This window comes from Formosa haliotis, assembly GCF_001685485.1.
Classification (GTDB): domain Bacteria; phylum Bacteroidota; class Bacteroidia; order Flavobacteriales; family Flavobacteriaceae; genus Formosa; species Formosa haliotis.
The window spans coordinates 3,244,593-3,263,264 of sequence record NZ_BDEL01000001.1 but is presented as its reverse complement, the minus strand read 5'-3'; the positions used below and the strand labels follow the sequence as shown (position 1 = coordinate 3,263,264).

11 protein-coding genes are annotated in these 18,672 nt (G+C 35.9%); 9 read left to right on the top strand and 2 right to left on the bottom strand.

Features of this window, described 5'->3' with window-relative positions; all coding sequences use genetic code 11:
* Positions 1-508: 508 nt before the first annotated feature.
* Both A9D35_RS13640 and gltB read right to left on the bottom strand, forming a co-directional pair.
* Positions 509-1,975 (bottom strand): glutamate synthase subunit beta, encoded by a 1,467-nt coding sequence (locus A9D35_RS13640; RefSeq protein WP_066223897.1) that lies wholly within the window; start codon positions 1,973-1,975, stop codon positions 509-511.
* Between the two features lie 5 nt (positions 1,976-1,980).
* Positions 1,981-6,486: a glutamate synthase large subunit gene (gene gltB, locus A9D35_RS13635; RefSeq protein ID WP_066223895.1), complete on the bottom strand. Its 4,506-nt coding sequence runs from the start codon at positions 6,484-6,486 to the stop codon at positions 1,981-1,983.
* A 452-nt stretch (positions 6,487-6,938) separates the two neighbouring features.
* Here gltB and A9D35_RS13630 point away from each other — a divergent pair, with 452 nt between their 5' ends.
* The 9 genes from A9D35_RS13630 to rapA all read left to right on the top strand — a co-directional run bounded on the left by A9D35_RS13630 (position 6,939) and on the right by rapA (position 18,642).
* A complete protein-coding gene (locus A9D35_RS13630) occupies positions 6,939-7,979 on the top strand; it encodes an outer membrane beta-barrel protein (RefSeq protein ID WP_066223892.1) in 1,041 nt (346 codons plus the stop codon).
* A 79-nt stretch (positions 7,980-8,058) separates the two neighbouring features.
* Entirely contained in the window at positions 8,059-9,357 is a 1,299-nt protein-coding gene (locus A9D35_RS13625; protein WP_066223890.1) for an ammonium transporter, read from the top strand.
* Between the two features lie 137 nt (positions 9,358-9,494).
* Complete coding sequence (locus A9D35_RS13620) at positions 9,495-9,833, top strand: P-II family nitrogen regulator (protein WP_066223888.1); 339 nt, start codon at positions 9,495-9,497, stop codon at positions 9,831-9,833.
* A gap of 19 nt (positions 9,834-9,852) precedes the next feature.
* On the top strand, positions 9,853-11,079 hold the full coding sequence (locus A9D35_RS13615) for an ammonium transporter (RefSeq protein WP_066223887.1): 1,227 nt from the start codon (positions 9,853-9,855) through the stop codon (positions 11,077-11,079).
* 242 nt (positions 11,080-11,321) lie between these two features.
* Positions 11,322-12,575, top strand: a complete 1,254-nt coding sequence (metK, locus tag A9D35_RS13610; protein WP_066223886.1) for a methionine adenosyltransferase — start codon at positions 11,322-11,324, stop codon at positions 12,573-12,575.
* Between the two features lie 197 nt (positions 12,576-12,772).
* The gene (locus A9D35_RS13605) at positions 12,773-13,609 is read left to right on the top strand and encodes a DUF6503 family protein (protein WP_066223884.1); all 837 of its coding nucleotides are present in this window, start codon (positions 12,773-12,775) and stop codon (positions 13,607-13,609) included.
* 175 nt (positions 13,610-13,784) lie between these two features.
* Positions 13,785-14,750 carry a tRNA dihydrouridine synthase gene (locus A9D35_RS13600; protein WP_066223882.1) on the top strand — a complete coding sequence of 322 codons (966 nt, stop codon included), beginning with the start codon at positions 13,785-13,787 and terminating at the stop codon, positions 14,748-14,750.
* Between the two features lie 153 nt (positions 14,751-14,903).
* Positions 14,904-15,767, top strand: a complete 864-nt coding sequence (locus tag A9D35_RS13595) for a CE1 family esterase (protein ID WP_066223881.1) — start codon at positions 14,904-14,906, stop codon at positions 15,765-15,767.
* 55 nt (positions 15,768-15,822) lie between these two features.
* Positions 15,823-18,642, top strand: a complete 2,820-nt coding sequence (rapA, locus tag A9D35_RS13590) for an RNA polymerase-associated protein RapA (RefSeq protein WP_066223879.1) — start codon at positions 15,823-15,825, stop codon at positions 18,640-18,642.
* Positions 18,643-18,672: the final 30 nt, after the last annotated feature.

The window sequence follows — 18,672 nt, the reverse complement described above, 5'->3', positions numbered from 1 at the left end:
GCTTTTGCTCTAATTCTATTTCCTTTGAGAGCTCTAAATTAATTTTTTGTTGTTTTTTAACAGTTTTAATCCTATCCATATAGACTAAACTCAGTCTTAATAATACATATTTAAAACACTGATTAACAGAGTTTTAAACCCTAATATATATGATGTTCAATTTCTTCATTTTATGATAAAAAAATCGCCATTTTTCTAGTTTCATCAACTAAACACAAAATCCGATCTTAAAACACATTACCACATTCATCATCAAACCATAAAACAAAACACAGTCCATCTCGATTGGGTACCGTATTTTCAATAAAAAAAAGCCTTCCAAAAAGGAAGGCTTTATAATTTTATTTAATTTTATAATAAATACACTTCCTTTATCCTTGCAACCTAATCACAACGACACTAATAGAAATTATATTTACTAGTATATTTTTCATTCGAGTTTCAAATATCTTAATTTTTAGATTAACAACCTATAAAAAATATATTTTTTTAACGTGTTTATTATTAATTACACTCTTGGCAAATCTATACCTGTTTTTAAAGGTAAGTTAGATTCTCCCATTAAGTATTTATCTACATGGTAGGCGGCTTGTCTACCTTCTGAAATTGCCCAAACAATTAACGACTGTCCACGACGCATATCTCCGGCTACAAAAACACCTGGCACATTAGACATATAATCGTTTGTATCTGCTTTAATATTCGTTCTAAAATCCATTTCTAGACCAAGCTGATCGGCAATTGTTTTTTCAGACCCTGTAAATCCTAAAGCTAACAATGCTAATTCGCAATCCCACGTTTTCTCGGTACCTGGAAGCTCCTTTAATTGCGGACGCTCGCCTGGCTTAAAAATCCATTCTACTTCAGCAGTTACTAAACCTTTAAGATTACCTTTTTCATCGCCTAAAAATTCTTTAGTTGAAATACTGAAAAAACGTTCTACACCCTCTTTATGAGACGTACTAGTTCGCAATTTCATTGGCCAATATGGCCAAGGTTGATGTGCTGGACGGCCTTCTGAAGGTTTATCTAAAATTTCAAAATTTGTTACCGATTTTGCGCCGTGACGATTAGAAGTTCCTATACAGTCAGATCCAGTATCTCCCCCACCAATAACAATAACGTTTTTACCAGTAGCAAGAATTTCATTTTCAAATTCTTTTTGTCCACTTACGCGTTTGTTATTTTGTTTTAAGAAATCCATTGCCTGAACAACACCATTTAATTCAGCTCCAGGAATTGGCATACCACGTCTTACCGTTGCACCACCACATAACACCACTGCATCGAAGTCTTTTTTAAGTTGTTCGGCATCTACATTTACACCAACATGAGCATTGGTTTTAAATGTAATACCTTCCTCTTCTAACACTTCAATACGACGATCTATGATTTCTTTTTCTAATTTAAAATCTGGAATACCGTAACGTAATAACCCTCCAACTTTATCATCTCTCTCAAATAAAGTCACTAAGTGTCCTGCACGGTTTAATTGTTGTGCAGCAGCTAAACCTGATGGTCCACCACCAATAACCGCAACTGTTTTACCTGTACGATGTTTTGGCGGGTGCGCCACTACCCAACCTTCTTTAAAGGCTGTTTCTACAATTTGTTTTTCAATATTCTCAATGGTTACAGGGTCTTCGTTAATTCCTAACACACAAGCTTCTTCGCAAGGTGCAGGACAAAGTCTTCCTGTAAACTCCGGAAAATTGTTTGTAGAGTGTAAAATTGCCGCAGCTTCTTTCCACTTTCCTTTATATACTTTATCGTTAAAATCTGGAATTAAATTCCCTAGTGGACAACCACTATGGCAAAATGGAATACCACAATCCATACAACGTGCCCCTTGATTTTTCATCTCAGGTTCAGATAATGGAATTGTAAATTCTTTATAGTCTTTAATACGCTCTTCTACTGGCTCGTATGCTTCAACTTCACGTTTATATTCTAAAAATCCTGTTATTTTTCCCATTTTATCTATTGCGTTACAAGGTTTTCTTGTTCTAATTTAATTAAAGCTTGCTTATATTCTTCTGGTAAAACCTTAATGAATTTCGGCAAATATTCTTCCCATTGTTCTAAAATACGTTGTGCTAACGGACTTAAAGTTGCATTATAATGATTCGTGATTAACGTTTTTAAAGCTACGATATCTTCCTCTAAAACGACTGGATCTAAGTTTAAATCTTCGGAATTACAATTGGTTCTAAATGAATTTTTCGCATCTAAAACATAAGCAATTCCTCCACTCATACCTGCTCCAAAGTTTCTTCCAACTTCTCCAAGAATAACCGCAACACCACCTGTCATATACTCACAACCGTGATCTCCGATACCTTCAACTACGGCCTGAGCTCCCGAATTTCTTACACAGAAACGCTCTCCTGCTTTACCATTAATATAAACTTCTCCAGATGTTGCTCCGTATAAGGTTACGTTACCTGTAATAACATTCTCTTCTGGAACAATCGTTGCTTTTTCTGGAACCTTAATAATTAATTTAGCTCCAGACAATCCTTTACCTAAATAATCATTTGTATTTCCATTAACAATCATGGTTAAACCTTTGGTTGCAAATGCTCCAAAACTTTGTCCCGCAGATCCTGTAAAGTTTAAATTTAAGGTGTTATCTGGTAAGCCTTGAGCACCGTAAATTTTAGAAACTTCGTTACTTAATACAGCTCCAACCGCACGGTCAATGTTTGTTATTTTAAAATCTAAATATGTTTTTTCCTTACGGAATAATGCAGGGTGTGCTTTATTAATAATTTCGAAGTCTAAATGTACATCTAAATTATGTTCTTGCTTTTCTGTATTATATAATTTTACGTAAGGCTCTGTTTTTACTCTGTGTAATATTGGCGTTAAATCGATACCTGAAGCTTTATAATGTTCTATAGCCTTATTGCGGTCTAACTTTTGAGATTGTCCAACCATTTCGTTAATCGTTCTAAATCCTAATTGCGCCATAATTTCGCGTAATTCTTGAGCAACAAAATACATGTAGTTTACAACATGCTCTGGTTTTCCTTTGAATTTTTTACGTAATTCTGGATTCTGAGTTGCAATTCCAACAGGACAAGTATTTAGGTGACACACACGCATCATGATACATCCTGACGCTACTAATGGTGCTGTAGCAAAACCAAATTCTTCTGCTCCTAATAAACAAGCAATCGCAACATCGCGACCTGTTTTTAATTGTCCGTCACATTCTAAAACAATTCGGTTACGTAAATCGTTCATTACTAAAGTTTGTTGTGCTTCAGCAATTCCTAATTCCCATGGTAAACCTGCATGTTTTAAAGATGTTAATGGCGATGCTCCTGTACCTCCATCAAAACCTGATACTAAAATCACATCGGCTTTAGCTTTAGCAACCCCGGCAGCAACGGTACCCACACCAACTTCTGATACTAATTTTACGTTAACACGAGCTTCTCTGTTAGCCGATTTTAAATCGTAAATTAATTGCGATAAATCTTCAATAGAATAAATATCGTGATGTGGTGGTGGCGAAATTAACCCTACATAAGGTGTAGAATTACGTGTTTTTGCAATAGAAGGATTCACTTTTGGCCCAGGTAATTGTCCACCTTCTCCAGGTTTAGCCCCTTGTGCCATTTTAATTTGAATCTCTTTTGCACTTGTAAGGTAATTAGAAGTTACACCAAAACGTCCGGAAGCAACTTGCTTAATCGCACTGTTTTTCCAGTCTCCATCTGGATCCTTATAAAAACGTTCTTGATCTTCTCCTCCTTCACCAGAATTACTTTTCCCACCAATACGGTTCATGGCAATAGCTAAATTCTCGTGTGCTTCTTTACTAATAGACCCGTAAGACATCGCTCCCGTTTTAAAACGTTTTACGATTTCTGTCCATGGTTCTACCTCATCTATAGAAATAGGATCGTAGTTTGTAAATTCAAACAATCCACGAATAGTCATTAAATCTTTAGACTGATTATTTACAAGCTCTGCATACTCCTTGTAAGTAGACTTTTTATTTGTACGAACAGATTCTTGTAATTTAGCTACGGTTAACGGATTAAATAAGTGTTTCTCTCCATTACGTCTCCATCTGTATTGTCCGCCAATTTCTAAATCTAAATTCGCATCTACTTCACGTACTGAATACGCATGCTCATGACGCTTAGAAATTTCCTTTTCAATTTCATGTAAACCAATTCCTTGAATACGCGTTGGCGTAGTAGGGAAATACTTCTCTACCACTTTAGTATTAATACCAATACATTCGAAAAGTTGAGACCCGCGGTAAGAATTTAAAGTTGAGATACCAATTTTGTTCATCACCTTTAAAATTCCTTTTCCAACGGCTTTATTGTAGTTTTTAATAGCGTCTTCAAAATCTAAACCAGTAATATCTTGCGCTTCTAATTGTTGTTCTACAATTTCGTTAACCATATACGGGTTAATTGCACTTGCTCCATAACCAAATAATAAGGCGAAGTGATGTACTTCTCTAGGTTCTGCAGACTCTATAATGATACTAATTTGAGAACGCTTACTCTGCTTGTATAAGGCATGGTTTATATAAGAACAGGCAAGCAATGCAGGAATTGGAGCCTTTTCTTTATTTACATTTCTATCTGAAAGAATAATAATATTGGTTCCAGAATCTATCGCTTTTGAAGCTATTTCAACAATTTCTTCTAATCGGTTTTCAAGTCCGTTTACTCCTTTTGCTACATCGTATAAAATAGATATAGATGTTACTTGGTAATCTGGACTCTTATCGTGATTTTTTATCTTATCTAAATCCTGTTTAGAAATTACAGGGTTCTGAATTTTTAGCTTACGGCAGTGATATTCGCTGATATCAAAAATATTAGTATCACTTCCTAATGTTAAACTTATGTCTGTAATTAACTCTTCACGAATACCATCTAACGGTGGATTTGTTACTTGAGCAAACAGTTGCTTAAAGTAGTTATAAATAAGTTGCGGACGCTCAGATAAAATGGCTATCGGCGTATCGCTACCCATAGACCCAATAGGTTCTTTACCTCCTTGCGCCATAGGCTGAATAATAGTATTTAAATCTTCTTGGGTATAGCCGAAAACAGATTGTCTAACCGATAAATCTTCTTCTTCATGAGTTACAGGTTCTTCACCGTATGGAATATCTTTTAAGTGAATTAAATTTTCATTTAACCATTTTCTATAAGGATGCCTGTTGGCTATTTCTTCTTTTATTTCTTCATCGTTAACAATACGACCTTCGTCCATGTTAACTAAAAACATTTTTCCTGGCTCTAAACGCCCGTGGAATTTAATGTTTTCTGGCTCTATATCTACCACTCCAGTTTCTGAAGACATGATTACGAAATCATCTTTTGTAACGGTATAACGCGATGGACGTAATCCATTTCTATCTAATACCGCTCCAATATAACTTCCATCGGTAAACGGAATAGATGCAGGACCATCCCAAGGCTCCATTAAACAAGAGTTAAATTCGTAAAATGCTTTTTTAGCATCAGACATGGTTTCATTTTTCTCCCATGCTTCTGGCACTAACATCATCATTACTTCTGGTAACGAACGCCCTGTCATCAACAATAATTCTACCACCATATCCATAGAAGCAGAATCAGACTTACCTCTTAGTATAGTAGGCACAATACGCTTAATATCGTCGCCAAACCATTCGCTTTCCATGATTTCTTCACGCGAAAACATACGAGATACATTTCCTCTTAAAGTATTAATCTCACCATTGTGACACATGTAACGGAAAGGCTGAGCCAAATCCCATGTTGGGAATGTGTTTGTTGAAAAACGCTGGTGTACTAAAGCTAGTTTAGCATCTAATAGCGGGTTTAATAAATCTAAATAATATTCTTTAATATCTTCAGGAACTAATAATCCTTTGAATATAATGGTCTTAGTAGATAAACTTGGAAAGTAGAAGAATGAAGATTCAGACAATTTTGAATTATAAACAGTATGTTCTGCAATTTTTCTTGCAGCAAACAATTTTAAATTAAAATCGAACTCTGATTGTTCTGGGTGACTTTTACCAATAAAGACTTGCTTAATAAAAGGTTCGCTAGCTGCTGCTATTTTCCCTATTACTTTATTGTTAACTGGAGCATTTCTCCAACCTAACAATTTCAAACCTTGTTCTGCAATACATTTCTCGAAGGTATCCACGCAAAAATCACGCTGATTATCCTTTTTAGGTAAGAACATATTACTTACTGCATATTCTCCACGTGCTGGCAGTTCAAAATCACAATATTTAACAAAAAAATCATGCGGTATATCTATTAAAATTCCTGCACCATCTCCTGTTTTACCATCTGCACTAACTGCGCCTCTATGTTCCAATTTCACTAGTATCTCTAGTGCTTTATGAATTATATCATTCGACCGACTTCCTGTTAAACTACAAATAAATCCTGCCCCACAATTGTCGTGTTCGAATTCTGGCAAATATAGCCCCTGTTTCTTCAACATATTCCTTAATATTTTTAATTAAATTCTACTATTAGCTAGCACTAATATAGTAGTATAGTATATACTATAATAATCGCCCTTAAATTTTTATGACATTATAAGTGTACTTGAACTTTTATTTCCTTTTTATAAATAATCGGGGATGTAATTTACGAATTCATTACCGTTTAACATCTAAAAAATCGCAACAATTTACCCCATACACAAAACTCTTGTTAAGCCAACATTAAATTTTATGCATTTAATTCATAAAATTTAACATTTATTTCAATTTAAATCAACATTTTCTTTTTTAAAATTCAATATTTCCAACTTTAAATTACAATACCCCTATTTTTTCAGGGGTAAAAATAATTAAATCATAAAAATTCTTTCTTACCCCCTATTTTTTTCGGGTGTAAATACTTTTTACTTAGATTTACGACGTTATTAACTGACAAAACCAACACAAAATGAAGAAAATCTTTACCTTAGCCCTTATCTTTGCATCTATTAGCATTTATGCTCAAGACACTATCGCAACAATGAAAGCCAAACCTAAGTTTAGCATTAGCGGAAGTGTCGACACTTACTACCAAACCTACTTAACCGCTCCCGACAATGAAGGCCAGGCTTTTGGAACTGCGTTTGCAGATCAATCTGGATTTGCTTTAGGTATGGGTAACCTAATAGTATCTTACGAAGGTGCCAAAGTTGGTGCAGTACTTGATTTAGTAGTTGGACCAAGAGGTGCCGCTGCTACTTTTAATAGCGATATTATAGACGGTATTGTAAACCAAGCTTATGTATACTGGAGTGTAAGCGACAAAACAACCTTAACATTTGGTCGTTGGAATACCTTCTTAGGTTATGAAGTAATTGCTCCTGCCGCAAACTTTAACTACAGTACATCTTATTTATTCTCTAGCGGACCTTTTTCTCATATGGGGATTAAAGCTGATTTCGCATTATCTGACGACTTTAGCTTAATGTTAGCCGTAACAAACCCATGGGATGTTAACGACACATCTTGGGATGGCGAATACGCTTTAGGCGCTCAATTAGGCTACAAAGGTCAGTACCTTAACTTTTACTACGACAGCGGAAACAATGGTGGTTTAGGATTTGAAGTAGACTACACCGGAGGTTTCGATTTATCTGATGCTTTTTACTTAGGAATCAACGCTGCATATAACAATAATGACGGATCTGGATTTTACGGTACAGCATTATACCCACAATTTGCAACTAGCGATTCTTTTAGTATCGGGTTAAGAGGTGAATTTTACGGAAAATATTACGAAGATGGCTCTATGGACGATGACGGATTTGACCTAGAGGATGATAGTGTTTTAGCATTTACTCTTACTGGAAGCTACACTATTGAAAACCTAATAATCAAGCCAGAAATTAGATTAGATTCTTGGTCTGACAGTATGCCTTACATCGATAATGATGGAGAAGCTTCAGACAAATTAGCTGCCTTTACCATCGCTGCTATTTACGCCTTCTAAGCGTATTAACCCAACCAAAAAAACCAACAAGACAACCACGTCTTACTTTCACTAACTACTAACCTTAACAATTTAATTTATGATGTTAATTTTAAATTCAACGCCTGCAATTCAAGACGCAGCGGCTGTTGCAGCAGCTGTAAAAGATGACATGGGAATGCTTTGGATGCTTATTGCTGGTATTTTAGTATTCTTTATGCAGGCAGGATTCTTCTTAGTAGAGTCTGGAATGACAGATTCTAAAAACGCAGTTAACATTGCCATGAAGAATTTCCTTGATATCGCTGTAGGATCTTTAGCATTTTGGTTTATCGGATACTCTTTAATGTATGGGGCCGATGTTTCTGGCGGAGGATTCTTTCACTGGGGAGGATTTGTATTTTCTCAAGGAGCTGCCGATTTATTCTTCCAAACAGTATTTGCCGCAACCGCTGCAACTATAGTTTCTGGAGCAATTGCCGGACGAACTAAATATACAACATATGCATTTTTCAGTATCATACTTACCGCTTTAATCTACCCAATAGCTGGTGGATGGGAATGGAATGGTGGATGGCTAAATGCCGAATGGATGCCAGCCGAATTTATTGATTTCGCAGGTTCTTCAATAGTACACTCTGTAGGAGGATGGGCTGCCTTAGTAGCCGCTTGGATGGTAGGTCCTAGAATTGGAAAATTCCTTAACGGAAAGCCTGTAGAAATGCATGGTCACAACCAAATGTACGCCACTTTAGGTGTATTCATTCTATGGTTAGGATGGTTTGGTTTTAACGGTGGTTCTCAATTAGCTTGGGGAGGCGATGACTCTGTAGCAGCATCACAAGTTGTGCTTGTTACCAACTTAGCTGCATCTGCAGGAGCATTAAGCGCATTACTATTTACTTGGATAAAAAATGGAAAACCAAATTTAGGAATGACTTTAAACGGAGCACTTGCAGGTCTTGTTAGTATTACTGCTGGTTGTGGAAACATGACCGAAGGCGGATCGGTATTAGCAGGATTAATTGGAGGTATCTTAGTTGTATTATCTATTGGCTTTATAGAAAAAACTTTAAAAATAGACGATGCCGTTGGAGCTATTTCTGTACACGGTGTTGCCGGCGCATGGGGAACTCTAGTAATTGGCCTTTGGGGTGTTGATGGAGAAACCGGAATTGGCTTATTTAATGGCGGAGGTGTTTCGCAATTAGCAGCACAAGCTATTGGTGTAATAGCCTATGCATTCTGGGCAATTGTACTTTCATACATATTCTTAACCATACTAAAAGCAACATGCGGAGGTCTAAGAGTAACAGAAGAAGAAGAAATTGCTGGATTAGATATTTCTGAACACGGATCTATTGCATACCACGGAAAAAGAAACAGAGAACTTGAATAATATATAATACATCTTTATACAAAAGAAAAGATGCCTTGAACAAGGCATCTTTTTAACGTAAAAAAATTAACAAGTACTCAATATTTAAAATTATTTATATAAATTCAAATTAACTAAAAATGAAAACCTAATTGATAATGAAAAAAATCGAAGCAATTATTAGAAAATCTAGATTCGCGGAAGTTAAAAAAGCACTTCACGCAGTTGGTATTAATTTTTTCTCTTACTGGGATGTAACCGGACTTGGAAACGAAAAAGAAGGTCACGTTTATCGTGGAGTTAGTTATAGTACTAGCGATATCCAACGCCGATACCTTTCAATTGTCGTTAATGATGATTTTGAAGACACCACCGTTAAAACAATCATTCAATCTGCTAGAACAGGCGATGTTGGAGATGGTAAAATTTTCGTATCAGACATTACAGAATGCTACAGAATTCGCACTGGCGAAAAAGGAGGAGAAACATTAAAATAATCAACACAAAAACTAAAGTATGGAAATTTTAACTATAAATAATGTATGGATGATGGTCTGTACAGCGCTTGTTTTCTTTATGCACCTTGGATTCGCATTCTTAGAAATAGGCTTAACAAGACAAAAAAACACTTTAAATATTCTATTTAAAAACATCTTTATTATAACAATTGGCCTTTTATTATATTGTTTAGTAGGCTTTAACTTAATGTACCCAGGAGAATTTAATGGCTTTATAGGATTCGCAGGATTCGGATTAACATCACCATTAACAGATGCTGGGGTTTTAGACTTAGCATATAGCGAAGGCTATACCTATTGGACAGACTTCTTATTCCAAGGTATGTTTGCTGCTACCGCTGCAACTATTGTATCTGGAGCTGTTGCAGAACGTATGAAAATTGTACCGTTTATGATTTTTGCTATAATTTATGTAGGACTCGTTTATCCAATTGTTGGATCATGGAAATGGGGTGGCGGATTTTTAGATGAAATGGGCTTCTACGATTTCGCAGGTTCTACACTAGTACACTCTGTTGGTGGTTGGGCAGCAGTTGTTGCTGTTTGCCTTTTAGGCCCTAGAATTGGGAAATTTAAAGATGGAAAAATACAAGCAATTCCAGGTCACAACATACCTTTAGCAACTGCCGGAGTATTAATCTTATGGTTAGGATGGTTCGGATTTAACGGTGGATCTGTACTTTCTGCAGACCCAGGAGCTACATCTTTAGTACTTGTTACAACGTGTTTAGCTGCTGCTGCTGGTGGTGTAGTGTCTATGTTAGTTTCTACAGCCATGTACAAAAACCTAGATTTAACCATGTTCTTAAACGGAATTCTTGGTGGTTTAGTTGGTATCACTGCCGGAGCAGATGTGGTTACACCTACTAGCGCCATTATTATTGGTGCCATTGCAGGGGTACTTATTGTACTAGCAGTAAGTTTTGTAGACAACAAACTAAAATTAGATGATCCTGTAGGAGCAATCGCAGTTCACCTTATCTGTGGTATCTGGGGAACATTAGCTGTAGGTATTTTCTCTACAAACCCAGATCATAGTTTCTTAACACAATTAATAGGTGTTGCATGTTACGCTGTAATGTGTATAGTTGCTTCTTTTATAATCATATTTGCTTTAAAGAAAACCATGGGAATCCGTGTTTCTGAAAGAGAAGAAATTGAAGGACTTGATGCTCATGAGCATGGTATGGATGCTTATCCAGACTTCCGATTAAATGAACACTAATCGATTATAATCTACTAATAGCTAAAACGCCTTCAGATATTTTTTTCTGAAGGCTTTTTTATTTTTAAAAGGTTTCGTTAAGGTGCTTTTTTAGTTATAATATTATATGTACTTTTGCCCCATCAAAACGAGGAAAGATTTGACTGATTGCAACCTCAATAAAAAATGCTAAAGGACAGTTGCATACTTCCTGAGACGTTTTCGTCAAATCCCCTCCATATTTAATCATTATAAATTAGATTATGGCCTATTTATTTACCTCCGAAAGTGTGTCTGAAGGACACCCAGACAAAGTTTCAGATCAAATTAGCGATGCATTAATAGATAATTTCTTAGCATTCGATCCAGACGCAAAAGTGGCTTGCGAAACTCTAGTTACTACTGGTCAAGTTGTACTTGCTGGTGAAGTAAAATCTACAACCTATTTAGATGTTCAGCAAATTGCTAGAGAAACCATCAATAAAATTGGATACACGAAAAGTGAATATATGTTTGATGGTAATTCTTGCGGAGTTTTTTCTGCAATCCACGAACAATCCGACGACATTAACAGAGGTGTAGACAGAGAAAGCAAAGAAGAGCAAGGTGCCGGAGACCAGGGTATGATGTTTGGTTATGCCACCAACGAAACCGAAAATTACATGCCTTTAGCGCTAGATTTATCGCATTTGCTTTTAAAAGAACTAGCAGCTTTAAGACGCGAAAATAAAGATATTACCTATTTACGTCCAGATTCTAAAAGCCAAGTTACTATAGAGTATAGCGATGACAATGTACCGCATCGCATAGAAGCTATTGTTATCTCTACACAACATGACGACTTTGCGACCGACGACATCATGTTAGCAAAAATACGCGAAGACATCATTAAAATTTTAATTCCACGTGTTATCGCTAAATTACCTGAACATATTCAGAACTTATTTAACGACGACATTAAATACCATATTAATCCAACTGGTAAATTTGTTATTGGTGGTCCGCATGGCGACACCGGTTTAACCGGACGTAAAATTATTGTAGACACTTATGGCGGAAAAGGTGCCCATGGTGGTGGTGCTTTTTCTGGAAAAGACCCTAGTAAGGTAGACCGTAGTGCTGCTTATGCTACGCGACACATTGCTAAAAACCTAGTAGCAGCAGGAGTTTGCGAAGAAATTCTTGTACAAATTTCATACGCTATTGGAGTTGTAGAGCCTATGGGAATTTACGTAAACACCTACGGAACTTGTCCTTTTAATATGACCGATGGCGAGATAGCACACAAAATATCTCAAATATTCGATATGCGCCCAGCCGCTATTGAAGAACGTTTAAAACTACGTCAACCTATGTATAGCGAAACCGCTGCATACGGACATATGGGAAGACAAAACGAAACTGTTACCAAAACATTTTCGCAACCAAACGGTAGCCCTGTTACTTTAGATGTCGAACTATTTACTTGGGAAAAATTAGATTATGTAGATGTTGTAAAGGCAGCATTCAACTTATAAAAAATCGCACGATTTAACAAAAGCCATTTTCTTAACCGAAAATGGCTTTTTTATTTGTATTCCCTGCTTAAAAGCATATTTATTTCATTCAAAAAGAATCGAAAAAATAACGAAAGTTATCCTGTTTTATACCGACAGTAAACAATACTATAAGTATTCAGAAGTAAAAATTTCAAAACAATTAAACTAAAAAACCTATGAAAATTAAAGTATTAGTAGTCGCAATGTTAAGCCTATTTATTTGGTCGTGTAAAAACGACAAACAAGCTGCTCCTAAAAAAGAGACTCCTGTAGAGACTACTCAAGCATCTACTCCCGAATTTAAGAACAACGCACACGAATTGGTTTATAATATGGTACAGCATGTTGGAAATTACAAAAAACTACGAGAGAAAAAAGACGTTATATATACGTATACCTATAAAACTCCAGATGGAAAAACGGATATTTCTAAAGAAAAATACATTTTTTCGGGGGAGCTGTCTTATGGCGCCTACAAAAAACACGAACGCACATTACCACAGTTAGAAGGCTTAATTGAACAAGGTTATGATGGCCAAGAATTCTGGCTAAAGCATAATGGTACTATTGTAAATGATGACGCACTTTTAAAGGCCGTTGCATTTAACAGACCTACAAATTTTTACTGGTTTACCATGATGCCTAAATTATTAGATGAAGGAGTGATTTACGAATATATTGGAGAGAAAACAATTGACGATATAAAATACGACATTGTAAAGATTACTTTTGAATCTGAAGACAACACACCAAAAGACATTTATCAGATCTATATTAATAAGGAAACCACCCTTGTAGACCAATTCCTTTTCACGGTGGTCGACTTTAATAAAATGGACCCTTTATTAATGAAAATGGAATACGAAAATATCGACGGTCTTTTAATACCTACTAAACGTAAATATAAAGCCTCCAATTGGGATGCCGAGGTATCTAACGATCCTTGGATTCATGTAAATTGGACCGATATAAAATTCAACAACAATTTAACAGAAGCAGATTTCAAGAAATAGATTTTTTACTTTTTCACTTATTGAATAATAACTAATACAGATTCTATTTTAGATAGGGCAAATTAAACGTTTTACACCAACAGGTCTCTTTAATATTAAGGTTAAAACAATATTACAAGAATGGTCAAGTGGTCCTCAATCAATTAACGTATCTTTGCCCTATTTAAATTTAAACATGGCTTCTACCCTACTTTCATCGCCCCTACAGGGATTTACAGATTTTAGATTCCGAAATGCGTTTAACCATTATTTTGGCGGTATAGACACGTTTTATGCTCCTTATATTAGACTTGATGGAAAACTGAAAGTTAAGCAATCGTACCAAAACGATTTATTACCAGAAAACAATACCACATTAGAAGTCATTCCACAAGTTATAACTAACAATCCAGACGAGTTTATTTTTGTTGCCAACTACGTACAAAGTTTAGGCTATAAAGAACTGAATTGGAATTTAGGTTGCCCTTACCCCATGGTTACAAAATCTGGAATGGGGTCTGGATTAATTTGTAACCCATCCCGGATTGATGAAGTGTTACATAGAGCACATAACGAAACCGATATATTAGTATCTATGAAAATGCGAATGGGTTACGAAAATGCCGAAGAAATTCTTGAAGCATTTCCTATATTAGATAAATATCCACTTAAAAACATTGCCATTCACGCCCGTATTGGAAAACAGCTATACAAAGGTTCTGTAGATTTAGATGCTTTTGAAACTTGCATAAACAATACAAAACATAAGGTGTATTATAATGGCGATATTACTAGTGTCTCTGCCTTTAACACCCTTAAAGAACGATTTCCTAGTATCGACCATTTTATGATTGGTCGCGGTTTAATTGCCGACCCGTTTTTACCTAGCATGATTAAAAACAACACCACCGAATACCCAGAAGACCGTTGGACTATTTTCTCTGAATTTCACGACACTATTTATCAGCAATACGACGCTTATTTATCTGGACCAACACCAATTAAAATGAAAATGTTAGGGTTTTGGGACTATTTTTCAAAATCGACTTCGAACCCACAAAAAACATACAAAGCCATAAAAAAGGCTACAAATCCTATAAAATACAGACAAGCCGTAGAGCAAATTATAAGTGCCGAGAAGAAAATCAAAACCACGGCATAACCAAACCTACATCCTTGTTTAAATATTCAACAGGCTGTATTAATCTGTTCCATACCCTTTTACAAGTTTAATAAATATGTTACATTTAAAGATGTAATTAACTTATAACCAAATATTTTACTACAATTAAGCCATACTTTATAATGCAAACCCATGGTAAATCACCAATTAAAATTTAAAGTTTTATTTACGTTTGCAGCTATTGTACTATGTCTTTTTTCATGTAAAAACCATATTAGCAAAGGTACATTCATACATAATAATTTAGAGAGAACATACATAATATACACACCTTCAAATTTACCTAAAAACGCTCCTTTAGTTTTCGTACTTCACAGTTATGGAAGGTTTGCAAATGACCATATGCAGAGTTTACAACTAGATAGCATTGCCGAAATCAACAAATTTATGGTCTGCTACCCCCAAGGAACTTTAGATGTAAATACAGGAAAACCCTATTGGACAGGAGGATTAGCAACCACCAAGATTGATGATATTGGTTATTTAACAGATCTCGCAAAACATCTACAGACTAAACATAATCTCGATCCTAACAGAACATTTTCTTGCGGCATTTCTAACGGGGGCTTTATGAGTTATACCTTAGCTTGCAAATCGCCTAATGTTTTTAAAGCAATAGCATCGGTAGAAGGCACCATGACAGGGCAGCTCTGGAAAAACAGAAATTTAACAACACAACCCATACCTGTTTTACAAATATCTGGAACCCTAGACACCATTGTACCTATAGACGGCAGTATGTCTACAGCGTATGGCTGGGGAGGCGCTCCACATATGGATACCATAATGAACTATTGGAGTAAATTTAATGCATGTAAACAAATTGACACCTTGTCCATTTCACCTAAAATACAAGCTTATCATTACAAAAAAGGCATACATAATAATGAAGTCTGGTATTATAAATTACAACATTTTGGTCACGATTTACCCACAAAGGAAAACTCAGGTTTAGACGCCAATGTTTTAATTTGGGATTTTTTCAGTAGATATTGATCAATTATAACAAACAAAAGCACACGCATATCCCAATTTTAAACCGAATATCTTAATGCATATATTTTTTCCAAGTCAAAGATACACAAGCAAAGGCGAGCCCGAACTTGGTGTTGGTATTTTAACCGAAGCCACTAAAGGGAAGGTTAAAATTTATTTTCCACTTGCAGATGTTACACGTTTATATGCTACTGAAAGTGCGCCTTTACAACGCGTGATATTTAAAATTGGAGATACCATTAAAAACCTAAAAGACGAACCTTTACTAATAACTAAGGTTGAAATTGACAAGAACCTATACAAATATCATGGTAAAGGAACAACCATATCCGAATCGGAATTGGGAGATGTTTCTGTAAATCACGGTGTAGATGACAGACTTTTTATGGGTGATGTAGACTCTCCTCTAGCGTTTGCTTTGCGCCGAGAAACATTAGAACTTGAATACAAAAGACGGCTTTCTCCTGTTTGTGGATTTGTTGGCGGACGCATAGACCTGATTCCGCATCAACTTTATATAGCCCACGAAGTGAGTTCAAGATATGCACCTCGCGTGTTACTTTCAGACCAAGTTGGACTAGGAAAAACTATTGAAGCCTGTTTAATTCTGCATCGCCTATTGTTATCCGGACGTATTTCTAGAGTGCTTATTCTGGTTCCCGAATCCTTAGTACATCAATGGTTTGTGGAGGTTTTACGTCGATTTAATATGTGGTTTAATATTTTTAATGAAGAGCGCTGCGCTTCCTTAGATGACAATGCCCCCGACGGAAATCCGTTTTTAGATAACCAACTTATTATTTGTAGTACGGCTTTTTTGGCAGGTTCAGAAAAACGTAGCCAACAAGCTTTATCTGCCAATTGGGACATGCTTGTTGTAGATGAAGCCCATAATTTAGAATGGTCTGCCACCCAGTCAAGCCCGGAATATAGCATTGTAGAACGTCTAAGCCAGGTTGCTCAAGGCTTGTTACTCCTCACTGCAACTCCCGAACAATTAGGTTTAGAAAGTCATTTTGCACGTTTGCGATTACTAGACCCTAATCGATATGAAAATTACGACGATTTTATAAACGAATCTTCGAACCAAAAAGACATTGCCCAAATTGTTGAAACATTAGATCAAGGCAAAAAACTAAACACGAAAGCCATGAAACGCTTGGAGTCTATCTTTTCAAAAGAAAAACTACAGGACATAATTAAAGGTAATAATTTCGATAATATCATCGAAAATTTACTCGACCAGCATGGTTCCGGTCGTGTATTATTTAGAAATACGCGCACAACCATATCGGGGTTTCCTAAACGAAAAGCTAAACTTATTCCTTTAGAAGTTACTACCGATAAAACACTGTGGAGTTCACGATTAAAGGACGAATTTTTTCATGACATGCAACCTAAGGAAGCTACAAGTGCTCAGAAATTTTGGTTCAATAAAGATCCTAGAGTACAATGGCTACTAACTATGCTAAAAGACGTTACTCCTGCCAAAGTTTTACTTATTTGTAAAAGCAAAGAAAAAGTATTGGCTTTAGAGCAAGCCTTAACAAAACGCAGTAGTATAAAGGTGGCGGTATTTCATGAAGACTTGACCATAGTGCAACGCGACAGGTATGCTGCATGGTTTTCGGAACCCGATGGCGCACAAATTCTGCTGTGTTCAGAAATAGGAAGTGAAGGTCGAAATTTTCAATTTGCGCATCACCTCGTTTTATTCGACCTGCCCCTACACCCCAAATTATTGGAACAACGTATTGGGAGATTAGACCGCATAGGACAGGTAGAAACCATTCAAATTCATGTGCCATACCTTGTTGATAGTCCGCAAGAAATTCTCGTAAAATGGTATCATGAAGGTTTAAATGCGTTTGAAAACAATATTGAAGGCGGACATAAAATTTCGAAAACTTTTAGTCAAAGGCTCTTAGAACTTTCAAAATCGGATCCAAATTCAGCTAAAAATTCAAAATTAAAATTATTAATTTCTGAAACAGCAAACTATCAAAAAGAGCTTCAAAAAACTTTAGCCGATGGCCGAGATCGTTTACTGGAAATGAATTCTTTCCGACCTAAAATAGCTTCAAAATTAGTGGAACAAATTCAATCTGAAGATAAAGACAAACGTCTGGAACAGTATTTAACTAAAGTGTTTAGGCATTTTGATATTGAAATGGAAGATTTGGTGTCTAAAACCTATTATTTAAAACCAACATCTATAAACACCGAAATATTTCCATCCATTCCGCCAGAAGGCGTAGGTGTTACTTTTAGTAGAACACATGCCCTAAGCCGTGAAGATCTTAATTTTCTTAGTTGGGATCACCCTATGACCACCGATGCTATCGATCTTGTTTTAAGCTCGGGAACTGGTAGTGCCAGCTATGCCGTTTTTAAAGGGAGTAAAAATCAAGGCTTGCTTTTAGAGCTAATTTTTGTACTCGAAACTGCGTCGCAATCGAATAGTTATGTCGATCGATTTTTACCAAACACCCCGCTTAGAGTGGTTGTAAACCATACTGGAAAAAATGTTACCACTGAATTTCCTGTAGAACTTTTAGACAAAAATTTAGTTTCCGGACAGATTGATCCCCTACTCGATAACGAGACATTAATGGATACAATCATACCTCAAATGATTTCTATGGCTACAAAAATTACTGAAATACAACGCAAAGAAGCTATTGAAGACGGGTTAGAGCGGATGAATAACACTCTGAATCATGAAATTGACAGACTTATGATTTTAAAAGAAAAGAACAGTAATATAAGACTTGAAGAAATTGAAATTGCTAGAAACGCACAATTAACGCTCGAAACTTTAATAAAAGATGCCCGCTTAAGAATGGATGCCATCCAATTGATAAGATTGGAATAGATGGTATTTTAAATTTTATTATCGGCTAGT